At 65.8% G+C, this 20,150-nt stretch carries 16 protein-coding genes; 6 read left to right on the top strand and 10 right to left on the bottom strand.

Going from position 1 to position 20,150, the window contains the following annotated elements:
• Positions 1-22: 22 nt before the first annotated feature.
• The 10 genes from qmoC to AB1824_01440 form a co-directional block, all read right to left on the bottom strand.
• On the bottom strand, positions 23-1,135 hold the full coding sequence (gene qmoC, locus AB1824_01485) for a quinone-interacting membrane-bound oxidoreductase complex subunit QmoC (protein ID MEW5763622.1): 1,113 nt from the start codon (positions 1,133-1,135) through the stop codon (positions 23-25).
• Between the two features lie 59 nt (positions 1,136-1,194).
• Positions 1,195-3,450, bottom strand: coding sequence for a hydrogenase iron-sulfur subunit (locus AB1824_01480; protein ID MEW5763621.1), 2,256 nt, complete (start codon positions 3,448-3,450; stop codon positions 1,195-1,197).
• Positions 3,443-4,699 carry a CoB--CoM heterodisulfide reductase iron-sulfur subunit A family protein gene (locus tag AB1824_01475; GenBank protein ID MEW5763620.1) on the bottom strand — a complete coding sequence of 419 codons (1,257 nt, stop codon included), beginning with the start codon at positions 4,697-4,699 and terminating at the stop codon, positions 3,443-3,445. The genes AB1824_01480 and AB1824_01475 overlap by 8 nt, the downstream gene beginning before the upstream one ends.
• A gap of 53 nt (positions 4,700-4,752) precedes the next feature.
• Positions 4,753-5,580, bottom strand: a complete 828-nt coding sequence (locus AB1824_01470) for a YkgJ family cysteine cluster protein (protein ID MEW5763619.1) — start codon at positions 5,578-5,580, stop codon at positions 4,753-4,755.
• Positions 5,577-5,864: an ogr/Delta-like zinc finger family protein gene (locus tag AB1824_01465; protein MEW5763618.1), complete on the bottom strand. Its 288-nt coding sequence runs from the start codon at positions 5,862-5,864 to the stop codon at positions 5,577-5,579. Before AB1824_01465 ends, AB1824_01470 begins: the two co-directional genes overlap by 4 nt.
• A gap of 108 nt (positions 5,865-5,972) precedes the next feature.
• Positions 5,973-7,901, bottom strand: coding sequence for an adenylyl-sulfate reductase subunit alpha (aprA, locus tag AB1824_01460; protein MEW5763617.1), 1,929 nt, complete (start codon positions 7,899-7,901; stop codon positions 5,973-5,975).
• A 15-nt stretch (positions 7,902-7,916) separates the two neighbouring features.
• Complete coding sequence (gene aprB / locus AB1824_01455; protein ID MEW5763616.1) at positions 7,917-8,363, bottom strand: adenylyl-sulfate reductase subunit beta; 447 nt, start codon at positions 8,361-8,363, stop codon at positions 7,917-7,919.
• 621 nt (positions 8,364-8,984) lie between these two features.
• Positions 8,985-9,320, bottom strand: a complete 336-nt coding sequence (locus AB1824_01450) for a hypothetical protein (protein ID MEW5763615.1) — start codon at positions 9,318-9,320, stop codon at positions 8,985-8,987.
• 10 nt (positions 9,321-9,330) lie between these two features.
• Positions 9,331-10,344, bottom strand: coding sequence for a sulfite exporter TauE/SafE family protein (locus AB1824_01445; GenBank protein MEW5763614.1), 1,014 nt, complete (start codon positions 10,342-10,344; stop codon positions 9,331-9,333).
• Positions 10,345-10,351: 7 nt separating this feature from the next.
• On the bottom strand, positions 10,352-10,657 hold the full coding sequence (locus AB1824_01440) for a DVU0150 family protein (protein MEW5763613.1): 306 nt from the start codon (positions 10,655-10,657) through the stop codon (positions 10,352-10,354).
• 262 nt (positions 10,658-10,919) lie between these two features.
• Between AB1824_01440 and AB1824_01435 the strand changes: the two genes are divergently transcribed.
• From AB1824_01435 to AB1824_01410, 6 genes are read left to right on the top strand one after another with little or no spacing between them, the layout of a single operon-like run.
• Positions 10,920-11,978 carry a HAMP domain-containing sensor histidine kinase gene (locus AB1824_01435; GenBank protein ID MEW5763612.1) on the top strand — a complete coding sequence of 353 codons (1,059 nt, stop codon included), beginning with the start codon at positions 10,920-10,922 and terminating at the stop codon, positions 11,976-11,978.
• Positions 11,947-12,363 (top strand): response regulator, encoded by a 417-nt coding sequence (locus AB1824_01430; GenBank protein ID MEW5763611.1) that lies wholly within the window; start codon positions 11,947-11,949, stop codon positions 12,361-12,363. The genes AB1824_01435 and AB1824_01430 overlap by 32 nt, the downstream gene beginning before the upstream one ends.
• A 31-nt stretch (positions 12,364-12,394) precedes the next feature.
• Positions 12,395-15,028 carry a PEP/pyruvate-binding domain-containing protein gene (locus AB1824_01425; protein ID MEW5763610.1) on the top strand — a complete coding sequence of 878 codons (2,634 nt, stop codon included), beginning with the start codon at positions 12,395-12,397 and terminating at the stop codon, positions 15,026-15,028.
• Positions 15,025-17,610 (top strand): PEP/pyruvate-binding domain-containing protein, encoded by a 2,586-nt coding sequence (locus AB1824_01420; protein MEW5763609.1) that lies wholly within the window; start codon positions 15,025-15,027, stop codon positions 17,608-17,610. The genes AB1824_01425 and AB1824_01420 overlap by 4 nt, the downstream gene beginning before the upstream one ends.
• A complete protein-coding gene (locus tag AB1824_01415; protein MEW5763608.1) occupies positions 17,607-19,451 on the top strand; it encodes an ATP-binding protein in 1,845 nt (614 codons plus the stop codon). The genes AB1824_01420 and AB1824_01415 overlap by 4 nt, the downstream gene beginning before the upstream one ends.
• 17 nt (positions 19,452-19,468) lie before the next feature.
• A complete protein-coding gene (locus AB1824_01410; protein MEW5763607.1) occupies positions 19,469-19,879 on the top strand; it encodes a response regulator in 411 nt (136 codons plus the stop codon).
• The last annotated feature ends 271 nt before the right edge of the window (positions 19,880-20,150 follow it).

Raw genomic sequence — 20,150 nt, 5'->3', positions numbered from 1 at the left:
CCCCTTTCCGTCCGATTTGCGATCAGGCGCCCCCCTTCCTCGCGGCCGCCATGGCCACCGTCCGGTAGACCATGTGCGCGAATTTCGTGTAGGGCGCGAAAAGGAACAAGACGAAGATGAGCACGAGGTGCACGTAGTAGATGGGGAACATGACCGCGGCGGAGTCCGCGAGCCGGAGCCCCTGGGAGAGGATTCCCGTGAGCACGACGCCCGTGAGGCAGAGGAGGAAGAGCCAGTCGAAATAGGTGCTGTTCTTCCTCTTTTCGGGGTCCGAGAAGCGGTCCGCCAGCAGGACCACGAGGCCCGCGAGGATGACCACCGCGCACACGTTGGCGAAGATCTTGAAGAAGGACTCCGCGGGGCGGGAGGGGTCCATGAAGGGCAGCGGGGTGTGCATGAAGCCCGCCATGGTTCCGACGCCCACCACCGTCCCCATGAAGGCCAGGCCGGCGAAGCCCCAGAGCGTCAGGAGGTGGCCCCAGTAGCGGTTCTTCTCTTTTCCGCACTCCTTGAAGCGCTTGTGGGCCAGAATCTCCACCACCGCCGGCACGAGGCCTCCCAGAATGCTCCCGTCCGCGCCGTGGGCCCGAAGAGCCTTCACGAAGCGGGCGACGCCCACCCCGAAGCCGAGGGTCACGAGGCCCGCCACGGTGAAGAACAGGATCTCCAGCCACGGAAGCGGGAATTCCGACGCGAACTCCAGGACCTCCGTCTCTTCCTCGGGGCTCAGCGCCATCATGATTCCGAAGAGGAGGGCGGGGATCGCGAGGAGGACGAGCAACCCCGCGGGCCTCGCCGCCAGGCGCGCGAGGAAGCCAGGGAAGGCGAAGTGCTGGATGGCCTGGCTCCGGAGGGCGCCGAAGACGTCGCCGGGACGAGCCCCGCGCGGGCAGCGCGTGGAGCAGTCCCCGCAGTTGTGGCAAAGCCAGATGGCCGGATCGCCCAGGAGGCGGTCCTTCAGCCCCCATTGGGCCTCGACCATCTGCTTTCGGGGGAAGGGTCTCTCCTCCTCCGACAAAGTGCAGACCACGGAGCACGTGGCGCACTGGTAGCACTTCTTCAGGTCGCCGCCTCCGCTGCACAGGACCTCTTTGATGAAACCCACGTCCGGTCGAACCGTCATTGCCTCAGCCATGGACTCGGCCCCTTTTCCCTAGTCCCCTAGTCCCCGATTCACTCAGTCCCCTAGTCCCGTCAGAACCCCTTGTACGGGTTCGGTCCCATCTCTCTGATCTTGTCCATGAAGGAGTCGATCATGCCCGGGAGCTTGCCGTACTCGTTGATCGCCAGCTGGTGCACCTCGATGCGCTCGCTTTCGAGCTGCAGTCGCTGGAGCGTTTCCTTCACGTTCTCAAGCCGCCGGTTGGCCAGCTCGGAGCCCCGGACGAAGTGGCACTGGTAGTCGTCGCCGTACTTGCAGCCCACGAGCATGACGCCGTCCACCCCGCCGGAGAGGGCGTCGGCGATCCAAACGATGTTCATGGATCCCAGGCACCTGAGCGGAATGATGCGGACGTTGGGGTCGTACTGCACCCGATTCAGACCCGCGATGTCCAGGGCCGGGTACGCGTCGTTCTCGCACATGAAGACCAGGACCCGGGGCTTCTCGTCCTCCTCGGGCGGGACCTCGACGGCCTTGATCATGGTGGCGATCATGTCCACCGAGTAGTTCTTGAAGGAGATGATGCGCTCGGGGCAGGCGCCCATGCAGATGCCGCAGCGGCGGCAGCGGTAAGGGTTGGGCTTGGGCGTCCCCTTCTCGTCCTCGTCCAGGGTCCCGAAGGGGCACTCCTCCGTGCACCGCTTGCACTGGGTGCAGCGTTGGAGGAAGAACGACGGGAAGGACATGTCGCCGGCCCTCGGGTGCACGGCCTGGCCGACGGATGCCAGCTCCACGGACTGAATCGCCTTCATGGCCGCGCCGGCGGCGTCCTCCCGGGCGTGGGAGGCGTCCATGGGGGCCCGGACGCATCCCGTGGCGTAAATGGCCGTGCGCCGGGTCTCGTACGGGAAGCAGACGAAGTGGGAGTCGGGGAACCCGTAGCGGAGGGCCGGGAGGTCCGGTCCCTGGCGGTAGGTGAGGTTCAGGATCTCCGTGCCCTCGTGGGCCTTGAGTTCCTCGGCCTTCTTGGCCGCCTCGGCCCTCTGGTTTTCCGTGTCGCCCTTGACGGCCTTGACCTTGGCGTCCTCGAGGGCGCGGATGGCCTCGCCGTCGGCGGCGTTGGGGACCATTCCCGCCGCGAGGACGACCAGGTCCGCGGCGATTTCGACCTTCTCCCCCAGAAGCGTGTCATTTACCGTTACCTTGAGGACCCCTTTCGGCCCCGCCTCCACCGCCGCCACCTCGCCCTTCGTCAGGAAAGTGAGGGGGTGGTCCTGGACCTGTCGGTAGAAGCGCTCGTACTGGCCGGGCGTCCTCATGTCCTTGTAGACCACGAAGACCTTGGCGTCGGCGTTCTGCTCGTGGATCAGGGCCGCCTGCTTGAGCGTGGCCATGCAGCAGACCGAGGAGCAGTAAGGAAGGTGGTCCTTGTCGCGGGAGCCCGCGCACTGGACGAAGAGAACGCTTTCCACGGGGCGACCGTCGCTGGGCCTCTTCACGGGGCCCTCCGCGGCCATGCGTTCGAATTCGACGTTGGTGACCACGTCGGGGCTGAGGCCGTACCCAAGATGGGCGAGGTTGGAGGGCTCGTAGGGCTTCCAACCGGTGGCCATGACGATGGCCCCTACGCGGGTCTTCACGTCGGAGCCGCCCACCTCCAGCGTCACGTCGAACAGGCCGGGCTGGCCGGCGGTTTCCTTGATCCGCGCGGACGTGTACACCTTGACCTTCGGGTGGTACAGGACCTCCTGGATCTTCTCTGCGATCCCTTCGGGCGTGAGGCCCACGTAGGGAGGAGCCTGGGGATAGCCCTTGCGCAGGGTGGCCACGAAACCACCCAGCTGGGCCTGCTTCTCCACGAGGACCACCTCGTACCCGGCGGCCGCCGATTCGAGGGCCGCCGTGATGCCGGCGACGCCGCCGCCCACCACGAGGATGGTCTTGGAGACCTCCTCGGCAACGGGCTCCAGGGGCTCCGACTTCTGGGCCTTGACGATGCCCATCCGGAGGTAATCTTCGGCGAGCATCTGGGTGTCCTCGTCCTTGGGCTTGTGGCACCAGGCCACGTGCTCACGGAGGTTCACCCGGTCGAAGACCATCTTGGGGTCGAAGGCGAAGGCCTCCGTCTTCACGCGGGGAGAACAGGCCCCGATCACGAGGGCGTTGACGCCCTGCTCCTCCATGTCCTTGCGGATGAGCGCCAGCCCTTCGGCCCCGCAGAGGTAGGGATGGATCTGGCAGGCGGGGACCTTGTACTCCGACCGGGCGACCTTGGCCAGTTTCTCCATGTCGAGGGCGTCGCCGATTCCGCACCCGCTGCAGAGGTAGACGCCGATCTTCTTATCCATGGTGCGCGCTCCTCACGACGCACTGGAGCGCTTTGAGAGCCGCCCCGGTGGCATCCTGGACCGTGGCCGAGACCTCCTCGGGACGCCGCACGCAACCGGCGCCGTAAAGGCCCGCCTTCCCTTCCACGTTGGCGACGAAGCCGAACTCGTCCAGGTTGAACCCCTTCGGAAGTCCGTCCGTCTGGGGGACGATCCCCGTGGCGAGAACCAGGAGGGAGACCCGCTCCGTGACCTTGCGGCCGGACAGCACGTCCTCCGCCGTCACGAGCAGGTCCTTGGTGGCGGGATCCTCCTCCACCTTGGCCACCTTGCCCTTGATCAGCACGACCCCCGTGTCCGCGGCGGCCTTCTGGTAGAAATCCTCCAGGCGACCCGGAGTCCGGATGTCGATGTAGAACATGGTGATCTTGGCCTCCGGAACGAGGGCCCTCACGTAGGTCGCCTGCTTGAGGGAGGCCGAGCAGCACACGGCGGAGCAGTAGGGGAGGTGGTTCTCGTCCCTGGAGCCCGCGCACTGGACGAAAGCCACCGCGGCGGGGGCCTTTCCGTCCGAGGGGCGGAGGATCTTTCCGGCGGTGGGGCCCCCCGGGGCGGCGAGGCGCTCCATGATCACGTTGGTGACCACGTTCGGAAAACGGCCGAAGCCGAGGTTGTCGATCTTGGTGGCGTCGTAGGGCGCCCATCCCGTGGCGGCCACCACGGCGGCGGCTTCCACGGTCCGGGTCTCGGGCTTCTCGTCCAGGTTCACCGCCCCGTACACGCACGCTTCCCGGCACGCCGTGCACCCTTCCTTGCACGCGGCGCGATCGATGGCGTAGCGGGCGGGAAAGGCCATGACGTGGGGCAGGTAGGCCGCCTTGGTCTTGGAGAGGCCGTAGTTGAAGTCATCGGCCCTCTCGGAGGGGCAGGCCTCGGCGCACGCGCCGCACAGAGTGCAGGCCTCCGTCACGTACCGTGGAAAAACGCGAACCTCGGCCTTGTAATCCCCAGGGGTTCCCGAAATCTCCGCGACCTCGGCCTGGGTGAGCACCGTGATCCTCGGGTTGTTCTTGATCCGCTTGAAGTTGATTTCGAGACCGCACAGCGGCGGGCAGAGCTTGGGGAAGTACTGGTGGGTGCGGGCCACACGCCCGCCCAGAAACGGCGACCTCTCGACGAGGACCACGGAGCACCCGGCCTCCGCCGCCTCCAGGGCCGCCGTCATGCCCGCCATACCGCCCCCGATGACCAGGACGGGCTTTCCGTTCAAGGTTCCCTCCATTCTTTCCATCCTTTCTCTCCGTCCCGGGCCCCGAGGGGGGCTCAGGCCTTTCCCTTCTCCGCCGCTCGCGCCGCGGCCTTTGCCTTCTCGGCCTCCACCACCTCCGGCCTCAAGCGCATGGTCTTTTCTCCAAGCAGGATGAAGCGAAGCCATTGGATGCCGAATTCCAGGAGTTCCTCGTCGTCGGTTTTCATGACTTCGAGTCGCTCCTCGTTCACTTGAAACCTTCTCAGGAAGGAGGATTCGAAAAGGAAGCGCCGGAACCGGTCCAGGTCGTACAGCGCCGTGTAGTACATTTCCATTTTCTCGGGGGGGAGGCTCTCCAGCTTCTCCCAGAACTCCTCGAGCATCAGAGCTTTGAAGGAAACCCCCATGCGGTCGTAGTCTTCGATGCCCTGTCCGACGATCCACTCCCGCACCGTCAGGGAGCCTCCCTCGCCGTGACCGTGGCAGAGGTCCTCCTTGAGAAGAAAGTGGAAGCTCCCCTCCTCGGGGTTCGGGTTCCGGGGCTCGGCCAAGCCAAGGGGGTACATGCGGCAGGCCCAAGGCCGGTGGTCGTACACGCCGCAACCGTCCGCGCTCACGAAGGGGCAATGCTTGTCCTCCCCCTCCATCTTGAGGAGGACGACGGGGATCTTCTGATCCTTGGTGAAGGGGACGATGGTGTACTTGTCCAGGAACTCGGTGGAGTCCATTCTCAAGTTTCTTTTCAATCTGAGCACGTCGTAGGGCGTCAGCACGATGGCCACGTCCTTGCAACACTGGGTGAAGCACTTCAGGTCTTTTCCGCAGCGGAAGGTGAACCGGTCGTTCAGCTTCAGCCGCTCGTAGTCCTTGAGGATCGCTTCGCGGGTGGGGGCGTCGGTCATGCGGGGGAGTCCTTCCCGTTCTCGATGATGCCGCTCTTGAGGGCGTCGGGAGACCAGACGGGAAGCGGACCCGTCTCGCCGTTCGTGGGGTCCAGGCGGTGGCGGTAGGAGGCGGTGACGTTGAACTGGGTTTTCATCCACTCCCAGCCGCGGACGAAGTATGGACAGTCGTCGTTGAAGCAGACGAACTGGTGTTCGCCCCGCCAGTTGGTCATTTGGGGGTTGGCCCATTTGGCGAGCGGGCGCAGGCAGTGGGGGCAGGTGGGGGTCTCTTCGGGGCTCATGGGCTCGGCGTCGCTCCCTTCTGATCGGTCATCCGCCCTGCCTGTTCGGAAGAAGAAGTGGGGAGACCCCCGCCCCCCGCGGGGGCCTCCCCGTCAAAGTCCGCGGCGTCATCCGCCGAGGAGTTCGTGTTCCTTCGCCTGCGGGAAAATGTGCAGGATGGGTCGCTTGATCATCTCCCACTTCTTTGTGCTGGGATCGTACTTGCAGTTGGCGAAGACCAGCCACTCCTTCTCGTTGAGGGCGGGCTTGTCGGCGCGGAAGTAGTACCCGGGCCACCGCGTCTCCTCGCGGAAGAGGATCGTGCGGACGTGGGCTTCGGCCTGCCACATGCGCTGGACGTTCTCCCAGCAGCGCATGAGCTCGTGCAGGTTCGACGCGGCCAGCTTCTCGGAGTCCTCCTTGAGGTACCCGAGGAGCTCGAGGGCGCGGTTGAGGGACGACTCGTTGGTCGTGAAGTTGCTGCTCACCCCGGCCGCGTACTCGTCCATGATCTTCTGGAGGCGGAACATGAACTGCTTGGGCTTGAGGTAGTTCGGGTTCACCTCCGGATCCGTGGTGGCGTTCTTGTACTGCTCGTAGATGTCCAGGGGCTTGAGGATCTCGGCCTTCATCGCCTCGACCTGGGCCATGTCCACGTTGGGCATGGTGTTGTTCTCGACGATGAACTTGATGGCGGCCTTGGCGGCGATGCGCCCCTCGGCGTGGGAACCGGAGGAGAACTTGTGGCTGGAAGCGCCCGAGGCGTCCCCGGCGCAGAAGAGGCCCTTCACCGTCGTCATGTTGCAGTAGCCCCAGAAGTACTCCTTCTTGGTCTCTTCGGTCTGGAGGTCTTCGGGACCGGAGATCCAGGCGCCGGAGGCACCGGAGTGGGAGCCGATGAAGTAGGGCTCGGCGGCGGCGATCTCGGAGGACTTCTCCTCAGGCTGCACGTTGCTGGCGGCCCAGAGGATGGCCTGGGAGATGGTCATGTCGAGGAAGTCTTCCCACGCCTCGGACTCGAGCTCCTTCATCTTCTTCTTGTAGGCCTTCTCGTCGTCCTTGTAGGTGGCGGCGATCTTCTGGATGGCCTCCTCGGTCCTCATGTAGATGGGGCCCTTGCCTTCCATGACGTCGAGCATGCCGAGGTAGTTGCGGAGGTTGGCCGGGATGGGCTTCACGCGGCCGTAAGAACCCCACTTCTCCAGTTCGGCCTTGCGCTCCACCATGTACTCGCCGCCGAGGGCGTTGGTCGCGCGGGACTTGAAGAGCAGGAACCACGCACCCACGGGGCCGTAGGCGTCCTTGAAGCGCACGGGGATGAAGCGGACTTCCTGGCAGGTCATCTCGGCGCCGGCCCGCAGGGTGAAGTAGGCGGAGGATCCGGAGTTCCACGGCGGATACCAGGCGCGGCCGAGGCCCTCGCCCGAGCTCCGAGGCTTGAACACGTGGACGGCGCCGCCCATGGCCATCATGACGGCCTTGGCCTTGAAGATGTAGAACTTGTTCTCGCGCGTGGAGAAGCCCACGGCCCCGGCGACGCGGTCGCCGTCCATGAGGGGTTCCACGATGAACACGCGCTCGAAGTACTGACCCACTCCGGACTGGAGGAGAGCGTTCTTGGCGGCCTCGGCCACCACGACCTTGTAGGACTCGCCGTTGATCATGAGCTGCCAGCGGCCCTCGTGGACGTAGTTGCCCTGCTCGTCCTTCCAGATGGGGAGTCCCCACTTCTCGAAGAGGTGGACGGTGGAGTCGACGTGGCGGGCGATGGAGGCCACGAGGTCCTCGCGCGTCACGCCCATGAGGTCGTTGCGCACGTAGTCCACGTAGTCCTTCACGGTGTTCTTGCCCGTGCGGAGGTCCACGTACTGGTTGATGGCGGAGAGGCCCATCGCCACGGCGCCGGAGCGGTCCATGGCAGCCTTGTCCACCAGGGTGACCTTCAGGCCCTTCTGCTTGGCCCAGTAGCACGCTTCCACGGCCGCGCCGCAGGAGGCCATGCCGCCGCCCAGGATCAGAAGGTCGGTCTCGACAACGACGTTCTCAAAGTTGGCCATCGTTCTTCTCCCCCCTTATTTCTTCAGCGTGAAGACTTCAGGCAGATCCAGCGAGGCGGGCTCGGTGAAGAGCACCGCGGGATCGTTGAGGTCGCCCTTGGTTTCCGTCCAGCCGCCGTCCGGCACGGCCGAACCTTCGGGGGTGGTCCGGATGGGGAACTTGAAGCGCTTGAGCATGCCGTTGCGGAACTTCACCGTCCACATGATGGAATCGGTGGAGCGCAGGGGCGTCACCTGGGCGCCCATGGGGACGAAGTCCGCGTAGCCTCGGATTTCGACGGCCTGGCTGGGGCAGATCTTGACGCAGTTGTAGCACTCCCAGCACATGGACACGTCGCGGTTGTACGCCTTCATCTTGTCCTTGTCGAGGACCATGAGGTCGTTGGGGCAAATGTACTGGCAAGCCGTCTTGTCCAGCGCTTTGCACCCGTCGCACTTTTCCGGGTTCACGTAACTCGGCATCAGGTCACCTCCTAACTGAAATCCGACGTCAACTGCATCTCCCAAGAGACCCCTGCGCGGCGCGACACCCTGCCCGCCTGCTGATGGCCACGGGGCCGCCGCCAACCTGTCCGCACCTCCTTAATGAAATCGACGGGCGTACACCACACCTTCGCCGGGCACGCACCCGGCCCCCTCGGTCACCCCTTGGCAATCCTTGGTGATCCTGCCGTTTCTTCTTATTTCGGCGGGCAGAAACTCAAGGAACCCTGCTCCGCTCGCGGCACCCCTAATGTAGGACCGACCGAAAAAGGGGGTCAACGGCCCCCTTGTCCGACGGGGTGTTTTGGGTGAAATCTCTCACGGAGAGGACCGCTCACACCCGGTCCACGAGGGGGATGAAAGAAAAATTCAAACATTATCAACATGTTAAGCTCGCCTTGTTCAAAGTGGGGCACCTGCCCGCAAACAAATCGAACAGAAATGTTACATCTAAAGTCCGCGCGGGAAGCCCCCAGCGAAGCCTCAGGGAACGGTCTTGAATCGACCTGCCGCCCCTGCCTTCGAGCTGCATCGGGGACGCGGCGGAAGCGAAGGGGCGGCGGTCCCAGGACCGCCGCCCCCGTCGCGCCCCACGCGGCCTCAATGGCCGCTCTGTTCGACTTCTTTCTGCCGGGTCAGATTCATGACTCTCAGGGCGCGGTTGACTTCGCCCTCGGCCCGGTACACGACGCGGACCTGGTCCCCAACCACCGGCGCCGAACCGATTTCGGCGCTCCGGATGTCCAGGGGAATCGGCGGCACCTCAGGCCTGACTTCATCCTGGACCCGGATCACGCCGCCCTCCTGCTCCACCGCGGTCACAGGACCCTGGACCACCGGAGCCGGCGGAACGCAGCCCCACGCCAGGATCAGGAAGAGGAACGCGAAAAACGCCGCGCTCGGGAGACTTCCAGACGGTTTCAACGGCGATCGCATGGCTCCCCCCTCAGGACTTTTTCGCCCGGATCTCTCGAACCGCGCCCTGGACCATTCCCACGACCACCACCACGGTCAGGACCGAGACGGCGCCCATGACCATCCAGGTCGCCGCGGCCGTGAGGCCCATCTGTTTGAGGATGACGGAAATCATGGCGCACACGACGGTGATCCCGAAAATGAGCCGGATGCCGTATCCGCGGATGTACTTGGTGGCGATGGTTCCGATCTGGGCCCCCGGAGCAGCCCCCATCAGCATGAAAATCACGGCCAGAAACTCGATGCGCCCCTTCATTCCGTAGGTGAACGCCCCGTAGAAGCCGGCGATCATGACCGTAAAGAGGTCGGTTCCCACGGCCACGTACGTGGGGCAGCCGATGAGGTAGACCAGGGCCGGCATCATGAGGAGCCCGCCGCCGATGCCCAGGAACCCCGCCAGGATCCCCACCAGGAGACCCACCGTCGCCGGGAGCCACATGGAGCATTCGACTCCCGCCACGTCGAACCGAATGATCGGCGGGATCTTGATCTTGTGGAGGGTCTCGTGCCACCGGACGGCGCTCCCCTCGTCCCCGCCCGCCGACGGAGCGGCCTTCTCCATGGCCCTCTTCTTGAAGTAGTCGTAAAAGACCAGGGCGGCGATGAGGAAGAGGAAGATCACGTAAACCCATCGGATGACGGGGCCTGCCAGCCCGAGGCGCTCCAGGAACATGACCAGGCGCGCTCCGATCTCGATGCCCACCACGTCAAAGGCCAGCATGGTGAGCCCCAGCCGCATGTCCACGTTCCCGAACTTCGCGTGGCGCCGGGTGGAGATGATGGACTTGCCCGCCATGTGGCAGAGGTCCGTGCCCACCGCGAAGGGCATGGGAAAGCCGAAGATGTTCAGGGCGGGCGTCACCATCCAGGCGCCCCCCATTCCGAAGAACCCTCCGAGGACGCCCACGGCCACGCCGAGGAGGACGAGGAGCCCGATGTTGACGGGCACGCCCGAAATGGGAAGGGTGACGGTCAGAAAGTCCAGCATGGCCCTACTCCTTCCCTTCTCGCTTGCTGAGGTCCAACCCGATCCGCCCCACCACCCAGTCCATGACCAGGCCCAGGACCAGGCCCATAAGGGCGGTGATGGCCACGACCTCGAGGGTGAAGAGGAAGCGGTTGGTGTTGTACAGATCGGCGAAGTACAGGTTGATCCCCTTCAGGTTTCGGGTGTCGGCCACATGAACGAGCTTCCCCTGCTTTTCGCCGCCTCCGGCCAGCAGCCACGTCGGCATCGCGGTGAGAACCGCGCCGATGGCCACCACCCGGGCCCTCAGGATCCATCCTCTTGCACCCATGCGCACCTCCCCCGTCCATTTGACCCCCGCCAACCCTCACGATTCTTCGCGCGGGGACCTCCTGCCGCAAGGAGTATAGAGGCTGAAGCCCTCACGAATTCCACGGAGAGTACGGAAGGCGATGGCCAAATACGGCATTTTACCCACTTGATTGGCCAACTTTCCGTATCTTTATGACCCATGCCCGTTCCCTTGCATCCCCACGGCCCTCGTTTCATCTTGAACCGGTAGGGAGCGTGATAGGATGGTGTCGGAGGGGGCCATGGACAAGGAGCCGAAGGCCATCCGCGGGCGGGTGCTCCGGGCGGGTTCGGTCATCCGTCCTGGAGTACGCAGGCTTGTCCTGGCCCTGACGCTCACCTCTTCCCTGTTTCTTCTTCTCTTGACCGCTCTGGCCCTGAAACGGACCCCGGCGGCGTCCTGGCTGGTCCTCTCCCTCGCCGCTTCGGGGGTGGCGGCCTCCGCCATCATGGGGGCGCTCGCCGTCGATCGCCTTTCCCGCAAGCTGTCGGAGATCGAGGACCAGAGGGATGCCTTCTTCGAAGAGCTGACACGGCTGTCCAAGGTGTCCTCCCTCGGGGAGGTGTCCTCGAGCATCGCCCACGACCTCAACAATCCCCTGGCGATCTTGAACGAGGAGGCCGGATGGCTCTCGGACCTTCTGGGGGGGGCGGGCGGATCGGACGAGGCCGCGGTCCGCAGGGAAATGGCCAACTCGGTGGAGCAGATCCAGGCCCAGATCCGCAGGGGAAGGGAGATCTCCCGTCGCATCCTGAACTGGGCCCGGGAGACCGAAGGTGCCGGCGGCAGGGTGGACCTGAACGAACTGCTCACCAAGACCCTTTATCTTCTCGAAAGCGACATGGCCGAGGTGCGTGTCCAGGTCGTCCGGCGCTTCGCGGCGGACCTTCCCAACGTGGCGGGGAGCGTGGCCGAACTGCGGCAGGTCTTTCTCAACCTCACCAAGAACGCCCTGGATTCCATGCGGGGGCGCGGCGGGACCCTCACGCTGGCCACCGTTCGGCTGGGTGAGTCGGCCCGCGTGAGCGTTTCCGACACCGGGACAGGAATCCCGGAGGGGAACCTCGCCCGGATCTTCGAACCGTTCTTCACAACCAAGCCCGGCGACCGGGGTACCGGTTTGGGATTGTCCATCAGCTCTTACATTGTCAAGAAACTCGGGGGAACCATCGAGGTGGAAAGCCGGCTGGGAGAGGGCACCACCTTTCACGTGACCCTGCCCGCGGCCCGGGAATCTCCCGGTGCGCTGGCCATGACCGGAGGGACCGATGCGGGTCATCAGGCTGCTTCTCGTGGATGACGAGTCGCGCTACGTGGAAACGCTTTCCAAGCGGCTCACGGCCCGAGGTCTCTACGTCGAGGGCGTCCACTCGGGCAAAGAAGCCATCGCGGTGCTGGAAAGCCGGCCCTTCGACGTGGTCCTTCTGGACGTGAGGATGCCCGGTATGGACGGCATTGCGACCTTGCGCGAGATCAAGAAGATCCAGCCCCTCGTGCAGGTGGTCCTCCTCTCCGGAAACGCCTCCATCAACGCCGCCATCGAGGGGATGCGCCTGGGCGCCATGGACTACCTGCTCAAGCCGGCCGATCTGGAGGATGTGCTGGCCAAGGTGGAAGAGGCCTTCGAGAAGAAGGGCGCGGAAGAGGCGCGCAGTCGGGAGGAAAAGGGTGCCAGGGGGCGCTGACGCCCCGAATCGTACCGGGTAAGGAGCGGACGTGGGCCTTCTGTCCTTCGGGAAGGGCATTCTCTTTGGAAAACGCTGGCGCCCCATCGAGGCGCACCGGGACACCCGCGCCCACCTCACGCTCAATTACCTCACGTTCAAGGATCTCATCACTTCCAACGACGAAGTCCTCGAAATCATCTCCGACCTGGAGGAGAAGCTCCAGGGCGAGACCTACTTCGGCATGACCTATATCCGGTTCCGGTGCGTCACGGCCGCGACCCACACCTACCGGATGATCGCCAACCTGAACAAGCTGTCGGGACGGCGGTTCCAGGAACTCCCCGTCACCTTTTCCACGGTGCAGAAGGCCATCGAGGAAGTCCTGGAAAAGAGCCGCCGCCGCGCGAGCCCGGAGGGTCCGTGGGTCCTGGACCTGTCGGAGGTGGACGCCTCCATGCACGACCGGGTGGGGGGCAAGAGCGCCAACCTCGGGGAGATCCGGAACCGCGTCAAGCTGCCCGTGCCCGATGGCTTCGCCATCACCACCGACGCCTTCCGGCAGTTTCTGGAGGCCAACCAGCTGACGGAGGAGATCCGCTCCCGACTGGTCAACGTGGACCTGGACGACCTGGACAGCCTCCGGGAGGCGAGCGAGGCCGTCAAGGAGCAGTTCCAGGCCGGATTCGTCCCCCCGGAGGTGGAGCGCGCCATCCTCGCCGCCTACCGACGGTTGTGCGACACCCTCGGGCGCTCGGCCCGGGTGTCCGTCCGATCGAGCGCCGTGGGGGAGGACGGGGACATCTCCTTCGCGGGACAGTACTCCAGCCTCCTCAACGTGGATCGGGATCACCTCCTGGCCGCCTACAAGGAGGTCCTCGCGGGCCTGTACACCCCCCGGGCCATTTTCTACCGGAGCGTCCACGGGATCCCCGACGAAGACATCCCCATGGGCGTGGCGTGCATCGCCATGGTGGATGCCGCCGCCAGCGGAGTCGCCTGCTCGGTCAACCCGAACCGTCCCGATTCGGGCACCCTGGTCATCAACGGGGCCTGGGGGCTGGGCGTGGGGACGGTGGGGGGATCCGTGAGCCCGGACTTCTGGGAGGTGTCCAAGGACGCGGACATGCCCTTGGTGGAGGCCCGCCTCGGGACCAAGGAGACCAGCGTGGAGCCCCTCGACGAGGGCGGGATCGGACCCGTGGCCCTGGCCCCCGCCGTGGGGGGGGCCTACTGCCTGACGGAGCGGCAAGTCCGGGATCTCGCCTACATCGTGGTGGCCGCGGAGAAGCACTATGGCCGGCCCCAGGAAATGGAGTGGGCCCTCGACAAGCTCGGCCGTTTCACCATCCTCCAGTGCCGCCCCCTCCGACTCTCCCGGTTTTCCGAGGACTCCTCCCGGCTTCCCCCGGCCGAGATCGAGGGCCATCGCCTGCTCCTCACGGGGGCGTCCGCCTCCAACGGGGTCGCATCCGGCCCGGTCTTCCGGCTCAACGGCATCGAGGACCTCGCCTTCGTGCCCGACGGCTCCGTGGTGGTGGCGCGCCACTCCTCTCCCCAGATCGTGAAGGTCATGGGGCGGGTCGCGGCCATCGTGACCGACGTGGGGGCGACCACGGGCCACATGGCCTCCCTCGCAAGGGAATTCGGCGTGCCGGCGGTCCTCGACACGCGGGAGGCGACCACGCGTCTGGAGGCGGGCCAGGTGGTGACGGTGGACGCCAGCCGCGGCGCGGTTTACGACGGCCGGATCGAGTCCATCGTGGCCGAGAAGCCCGCCCAGCCCAAACGGTCCATGAAGGGCACCCCCGTCCACCAGGTCCTGGTGGAGGTTTGCCGCCACATCGTCCCCCTCCACCTCACGGACCCGAGAAGCCCCGATTTCCGGCAAGGTGCATGCCGCACCTTCCACGACATGGTGCGCTTCGTTCACGAGAAGGCCTTCGAGGAGATGTTCCGCATGAGCGACCGCGTCTCCGACGCGGATTACCGGTCCGTGCGGTTGCGGGAGCGCCTTCCCTTCGAACTGTACCTCATCGACATCGGCGGGGGCTTGAACAGCCCCCCCGGCCGATCCGAGATTTCGCCGGGGGACCTCCGTTCGGAGCCCATGCGCGCCCTTCTCTCGGGCATGAGCGACCCGCGTTTGCGCTGGTGGGAACCCAAAGGCATCTCCCTGGCCGGCTTCCTGTCCGTGGCCACCGAGTCTCTCTTCACCCCGACCCACGACACCGCCGAGCGCCGGCTTGGGGACAAGAGCTACGCCATCGTCGCCGAGTCCTACTGCAACTTCAGCTCCCGGATCGGCTACCACTTCACTGCCGTGGATGCCTTCTGCTCCGACATGCTCAACCGGAACTACGTGTCCTTCCGCTTCAAGGGAGGCGCGGCGGACGACCTGCGACGCGCCAAGCGCTGCGAACTCATCGGCGAGATCCTCAGGCGGCTGGATTTTCAGATCGAGCGCGGGGGCGATCTCATCAACGCCCGGCTGAGGAAGTTCCCGAAGGAGACCATCCTCGACCGTCTCGGCCAGCTGGGCCGGCTGGTGGTGGCCACCCGACAGCTGGACATGCGGATGGGGCCCTCGGCGGCGGTGGGTTGGTACGCCGACGCCTTCTTCGAAGGGAACTTTCTCTTTGAACCGCAGAGCCCACCCCGCACGGCGCCGGAGACCGCCCCATGACTCTGCCCTCCTTCCTCCGAAACCTGCTCGCGGGGCGCTCGGACGGCGGCTCCGAGGACGCCCGCGGCCGGTTCCTGAGGAAGTACGAAGCCTACCGGAAGCTCGCCTCGGCCAACAACGCGGCCCTGGAAGTCCTGGCCGACCTGCAGTCCAAGGCGGGGGGCGAGTTTCTCTTCGACGCCAAGTACCTGAGGGACGCCACCGCCAACGCCCTGGCCCGAGGCCGGGAGGTGGTGGAGGCCCTTGACGCCCTCTCGGGGGGCCGCGAGCGCCGCCTCCGCGGAGCCCTCGCCGAGCTGGAAACCAAGCTCGCCGAGGAGACCGCCCCCACCGTGCGCATTCCGGACGGCCCCCGCGTGCTTTCCCTCTCGGAGGCGGCGGACGCCCCCGTGGACCTCGTTGGGGCCAAGGCTTGGAGGCTGGCCGTGCTGAGGACCCGGGCGGGCGTGCCGGCGCCCGACGGTTTTTCCATCACGAGCCGGGCGTGCCGGGATTTTCTCGAACAGGGCGGGATCTTCCCGAAGGTACGGGCCGCCGTGGAGGACCTCCCTCTGGCGAACCAGGAGGGCCTCCTCCGAACGAGCGAGGCGCTGCGCGCGGCCGTTCTGGGAACCCCATGGCCGAGAGATCTCGCCGACAAGATCCTCTCGGCCTTTGACGCCCTGGAGGCCCGAACGGGAAAGCGCGGCCTCCTGGTGTCAGCGCGATCCAGCGCCGTCGGAGAGGACGGCGATTTCAGCTTCGCCGGCCAGTACGCCTCGATCCTGAACGTGGACCGGGAACACATCCTCGAGGCCTGCCGCGAAGTCCTTGCCAGCCAGTTCGGACCTCGCGCCCTTGTGTACTACAAGGCCAGGGGCGCCGGCGGAGACCTCCTGCCCATGGCCGTCTGCGTGGTCGCCATGGTGGACGCGCGGGCCAGCGGGGTCCTCTACACCCGCCCTCCGGACGACCCCTCCGAGGAGTCCATGGTCCTGGCAGGAAGCTGGGGCCTCGGTCCCTCCACGGTGGACGGGCGGCTGACCCCGGACGTGTTCACGGTGGGCCGGGGCGCGGGACACCCTCTCCTCCGTTCCCGGGTGGCGCCCAAGGACCGGATGCTCCTCTGCCGGGAGAGCCGGGGGCTCGTGGATGTGGAGGTCCCTGGCTGGATGAGGGACCAGCCGTGCCTGACGCCGGCCCAGGTGTCGGCGCTGGCCGGTTTCGGCGCCGCTCTGGAAGCCTATTTCGGAAGGGCCCAGGACGTGGAGTGGGCCCTCGACGCGGAGGAGCGGATCGTCATTCTCCAGTCGAGGCCTCTGAGAGTCTCCGGAGAAGCCGCCGGGCGGGCGGAGGTGCTCGCCCAAAGAAAGGGCCTGACGCCCCTCCTCTCGGAGGGGACCGTGGTCTCACGGGGCGTGGGCTCGGGCCCGGTGTTCCTTCTTGAAGATGGCGACTCTCCCACCTCGGTCCCCCCGGGGGCGGTTCTCGTGGCCCGGGCGGCGGAACCCAGGCTGGCCGAAGCCATGGACCGGGCCGCGGCCCTCGTCACGGAAGTGGGGTCCACGACGAGCCACCTCGCCACGGTGGCCCGAGAATTCGGAGTTCCGGCGCTCTTCGGCGTCCGAGGAGCCCTGGCTTCTCTGAACGCCGGGACCGTGGTGACCGTGGACGCGGAGTTGGGCAACGTGTACCCGGGGCGCGTGGACGCCCTTCTGGAGAGCGCGGCCCGAAGGCGCGCCGAGGGAACCCAGGACACTCCGCTCTTCCGGCGGCTGCGGGCCATCCTCGCTCTCCTGACCCCCCTGAATCTGACGGACGTCCGAGGCAGGAACTTCAAGGCCGCCGGGTGCCAGACGCTCCACGACATTTTGAGATACGCCCACGAACGGGCCATGGAAGAGATGTTCCTCGCGGGAGGGAGCTTCGGAAAGGAGTCGGGAGGCGCGCTGAGGCTGGCGAGTCCCCTCCCCGTATCCTTTTACTTCCTGGATCTCGGCGGCGGCCTGGAAATGCCCGCGGGGGAAAGGGAACTGCGCCCGGAGCACTTCCGCTGCAGGCCGCTCCTCCACCTCTGGCCGGGGATGATCGAGGTCCCGTGGGACAAGGCCCCTGCCGCCTCCGGACGGGACGTGGCTTCCTTGATGATGACCGCCATGACCTCCGGGGACGTGGCCCGCCAGATGGCCGAACCCAACTACGTGCTCGTCTCCGACGTGTACCTCAACATGAACTTCCGGCTGGGATACCACTTTTCCCGGGTGGACGCGTGCTCCACCGACAACGTGCACGAGAACTACGCGAGCCTCCTCTTCCACGGGGGCGCCGCCGACCTCCGAGGCAGGTCGCGGCGCGTGGACTTCATCGAGCGCGTCCTGAGAAGGGACGGCTGGAGATCCTCCCGGCGGGGAGACGCCCTCTTCGCCCGAATCGAAAACCAGGACGCCGAATCCCTGGCCCACCGCCTCCGCGCTCTGGGCCGGCTGTTGGTGGTCACCCGGCAGGTGGACACGCTCTTCGGGAGCGATTCGGACGTGGAGCGGGCCGCGGAGGCCTTCGCCAAGGGTGACTTCACGCTCGGACTGGGGGAGGCCCCGCCATGAGATCCCCCTGGCTCCGGAGCCGGCGGTCCATGCCTCTCTGGGGGCTCCTGGCCGCGGGCCTGCTCCTGGTGGCGGCCTTCATTCTGGGCCTGGTCTCCTTCGGCAAGATGAGGCAGGTCGTGGGCGAGGAGTTCAACGAGCAGCAGCTCGTCCTCGCCCGCAATCTGGCCACCCTCATCCGGCAGGATCTGGACTTTCTTCGCCGCGAACTCATGGCGCTCAACCAGTCGCCCCTCGCCGAGTCGGACCACTCCGCCACGTGGGAGCGGCGCATGCGGGTCACCTTCGACGCCGTGCAGAGCGGCGAACTCCTGGAAATTCGCCTCGTCTCCCCCTCGGGGAAGGATGCATACATCCTTCTTTCCGAGGGCGAGGTCCTGCACGAAAAGGGGGACTTCTCCCAGACGACCTCCTTCCTCTGGGCCTCCCGACCCGAGAACCGGGGCAAGGTGCTCCTGATCTCCTCGAGCCTCCCGGTGGAAGGCGACCTGGACAGGCGAAGGCCCCGGTTGGTCCTCGCCGTTCCCCACTACCACGCCCTCGGCGGTTACAACCTTCACGACCCTTCGGGGCGCATCTTCGCGGGCGTCCTTGAATTCACCGTGGACGCCACCGCGCTCGCAACGAGGTTCACGGCCGACGCCCGCTCGGGAACGACCGGCTACGCGTGGGTCCTGGACGAGATGGGCACGTTCCTCGCCCATCCGGAGAAGGACTTCCTGGGCAAGAACGCCTTCAAGGCGCGACACGAGAAGAACCCCAAGCTCGCCTTCGAAGGGATCAACGTGATCATGAGGGACCACATGCTCCGGGGCCAGGAGGGGAAGGGTGAGTACCTTTCCGGGTGGCACCGCCAGCTCAAGGGGCCCGTCCACAAGCTCATCGGATACACGGCGGCCCACCTGGACCCAGAGCGCCCCGACCTCTTTTGGTCCGTGGCCGTCGTGGCCCCGGCCAGCGAGGTCCAGGGCATGGTGCGGTCCCTTTTCCTCCGCCAGTTCACCGTCCAGACAGCGATCTTCCTGGCCATCCTCGCCGGGAGCGTTTCCGTGATCCGGAGGGACCGCTGGTGGTCCAAGCTCCAGAAAGAAAAGGAGCGCCAGATCAACCTGAGCTCGCGCCTCGCTTCCCTGGGAACCCTCGCGGCGGGCGTCGCCCACGAAGTCAACAACCCCATCGCCATCATTCTCGGGTTTTGCGATCTCCTCCTCGAGAAGGTCCCTCCGGGATCGCAGGAGTACGAGCACCTCAAGATCATCGAGAAGCAGGCCCTGGCGTGCAAGAAGATCGTCGAAAACCTGGGACGCTTCGCCCGGATTCCCGAACAAAGGGCGGAAACGTCGGACCTCAACGAGGAAGTGCGCAGGGTGCTCGCCATGGTGCGCAACACGCTCCTGACCGAGAAGATCCAGTGCGTCCTCGACCTGGAGGAAGGGATTCCACCCGTCAGCGGCGACCCCCAGGGACTCCAGCAAGTGTTCCTCAACCTCATCACCAACGCCCGCGCCGCCATGAAGTCCGGAGGAACCCTCACGATCCAGACCCGACGAATGGGCTCCCGGGCGGTGACCTCCGTGAGCGACACGGGCCACGGAATCGCGAAGCAGGACCTGGAGCGGATCTTCGATCCGTTCTTCACCACCAAGGCGCCCGGCGAGGGAACCGGGCTCGGGCTGTCCATCAGTCACGGAATCGTGGAGAAGGCAGGCGGCTCCATCCAGGTGGAGAGCCGCCACGTGGACGCAGTGGGAGAGGAGCACGCGGGCAGCACCTTCCGGGTCGTGCTCCCCCTGGCTCCCAGCGGCGAGGAGGCCCACGGCCCCGCCGGCGGAGCCGCATAGAGCGGAGGGCGCATTCGATGGCCGAAAAAATCCTGTTGCTGGACGACGAAGTGGACATGCTCCTCCTGCTTCAGACCATCATCACTTCTCGAACCGACCACGAGGTGGTCAGCACGAACAACCCACTGGAGCTGGAGGACCTCATGGCGGCCCACGCCTTCTCCCTGGTCATCTCGGACCTCAAGATGCTGGGCCGCGACGGATTGGAGGTCGTGGAAAAAACCCACGAGATCGATCCCACGATCCCCGTGGTCATCATCACCGCATACGGCAGCCTCGAGTCGGCCCAGGAAGCCATCCGCAAGGGCGCCTACGACTACATCACCAAACCCTTCCGCAAGGAGCAGGTCCTCATCGCCATCGAACGCGCCCTGGAATGGCGCCGCCTGACCCTCGAGAACCAGCGCCTCAAGAACGGAGGGGGATAAGGAACGGAGCCGCGGGCGGGGAAGAGGTCCGCCACCGAAATGACGGGCTGGCCCGCGGTCGCCCCGCCGGTTCGCCGAATTCCGCCCGTGGGCCCTCCGCCGCGCATCCCGATTCCCCCGCTCCCCTCCACGCCTTCTCCGCCGCCTGTTGCCTCACGTAAGAATCTTCCCAAAATGGTATTTGTTGCCTCATGTAAAAATCAATCCGAAACGCGGTGCCTTCTGACCGCAGCAGGGACTGTGGGAAGGGTGGGAAACCCCGGAGGGGTTT

Source organism: Acidobacteriota bacterium, assembly GCA_040752915.1.
Taxonomy (GTDB): domain Bacteria; phylum Acidobacteriota; class UBA4820; order UBA4820; family DSQY01; genus JBFLVU01.
The sequence above is the reverse complement of the archived record's forward strand: the minus strand, read 5'-3'. Positions and strand labels throughout refer to the sequence as shown.

Bases quoted from the DNA above. Each gene is read 5' to 3' on its own strand.
- qmoC (MEW5763622.1), bottom strand. From the start codon at position 1,135: ATGGCTGAGGCAATGACGGTTCGACCGGACGTGGGTTTCATCAAAGAG.
- AB1824_01480 (MEW5763621.1), bottom strand. From the start codon at position 3,450: ATGGATAAGAAGATCGGCGTCTACCTCTGCAGCGGGTGCGGAATCGGC.
- AB1824_01470 (MEW5763619.1), bottom strand. From the start codon at position 5,580: ATGACCGACGCCCCCACCCGCGAAGCGATCCTCAAGGACTACGAGCGG.
- AB1824_01465 (MEW5763618.1), bottom strand. From the start codon at position 5,864: ATGAGCCCCGAAGAGACCCCCACCTGCCCCCACTGCCTGCGCCCGCTC.
- aprA (MEW5763617.1), bottom strand. From the start codon at position 7,901: ATGGCCAACTTTGAGAACGTCGTTGTCGAGACCGACCTTCTGATCCTG.
- aprB (MEW5763616.1), bottom strand. From the start codon at position 8,363: ATGCCGAGTTACGTGAACCCGGAAAAGTGCGACGGGTGCAAAGCGCTG.
- AB1824_01450 (MEW5763615.1), bottom strand. From the start codon at position 9,320: ATGCGATCGCCGTTGAAACCGTCTGGAAGTCTCCCGAGCGCGGCGTTT.
- AB1824_01440 (MEW5763613.1), bottom strand. From the start codon at position 10,657: ATGGGTGCAAGAGGATGGATCCTGAGGGCCCGGGTGGTGGCCATCGGC.
- AB1824_01435 (MEW5763612.1), top strand. From the start codon at position 10,920: ATGGACAAGGAGCCGAAGGCCATCCGCGGGCGGGTGCTCCGGGCGGGT.
- AB1824_01430 (MEW5763611.1), top strand. From the start codon at position 11,947: ATGCGGGTCATCAGGCTGCTTCTCGTGGATGACGAGTCGCGCTACGTG.
- AB1824_01420 (MEW5763609.1), top strand. From the start codon at position 15,025: ATGACTCTGCCCTCCTTCCTCCGAAACCTGCTCGCGGGGCGCTCGGAC.
- AB1824_01415 (MEW5763608.1), top strand. From the start codon at position 17,607: ATGAGATCCCCCTGGCTCCGGAGCCGGCGGTCCATGCCTCTCTGGGGG.
- AB1824_01410 (MEW5763607.1), top strand. From the start codon at position 19,469: ATGGCCGAAAAAATCCTGTTGCTGGACGACGAAGTGGACATGCTCCTC.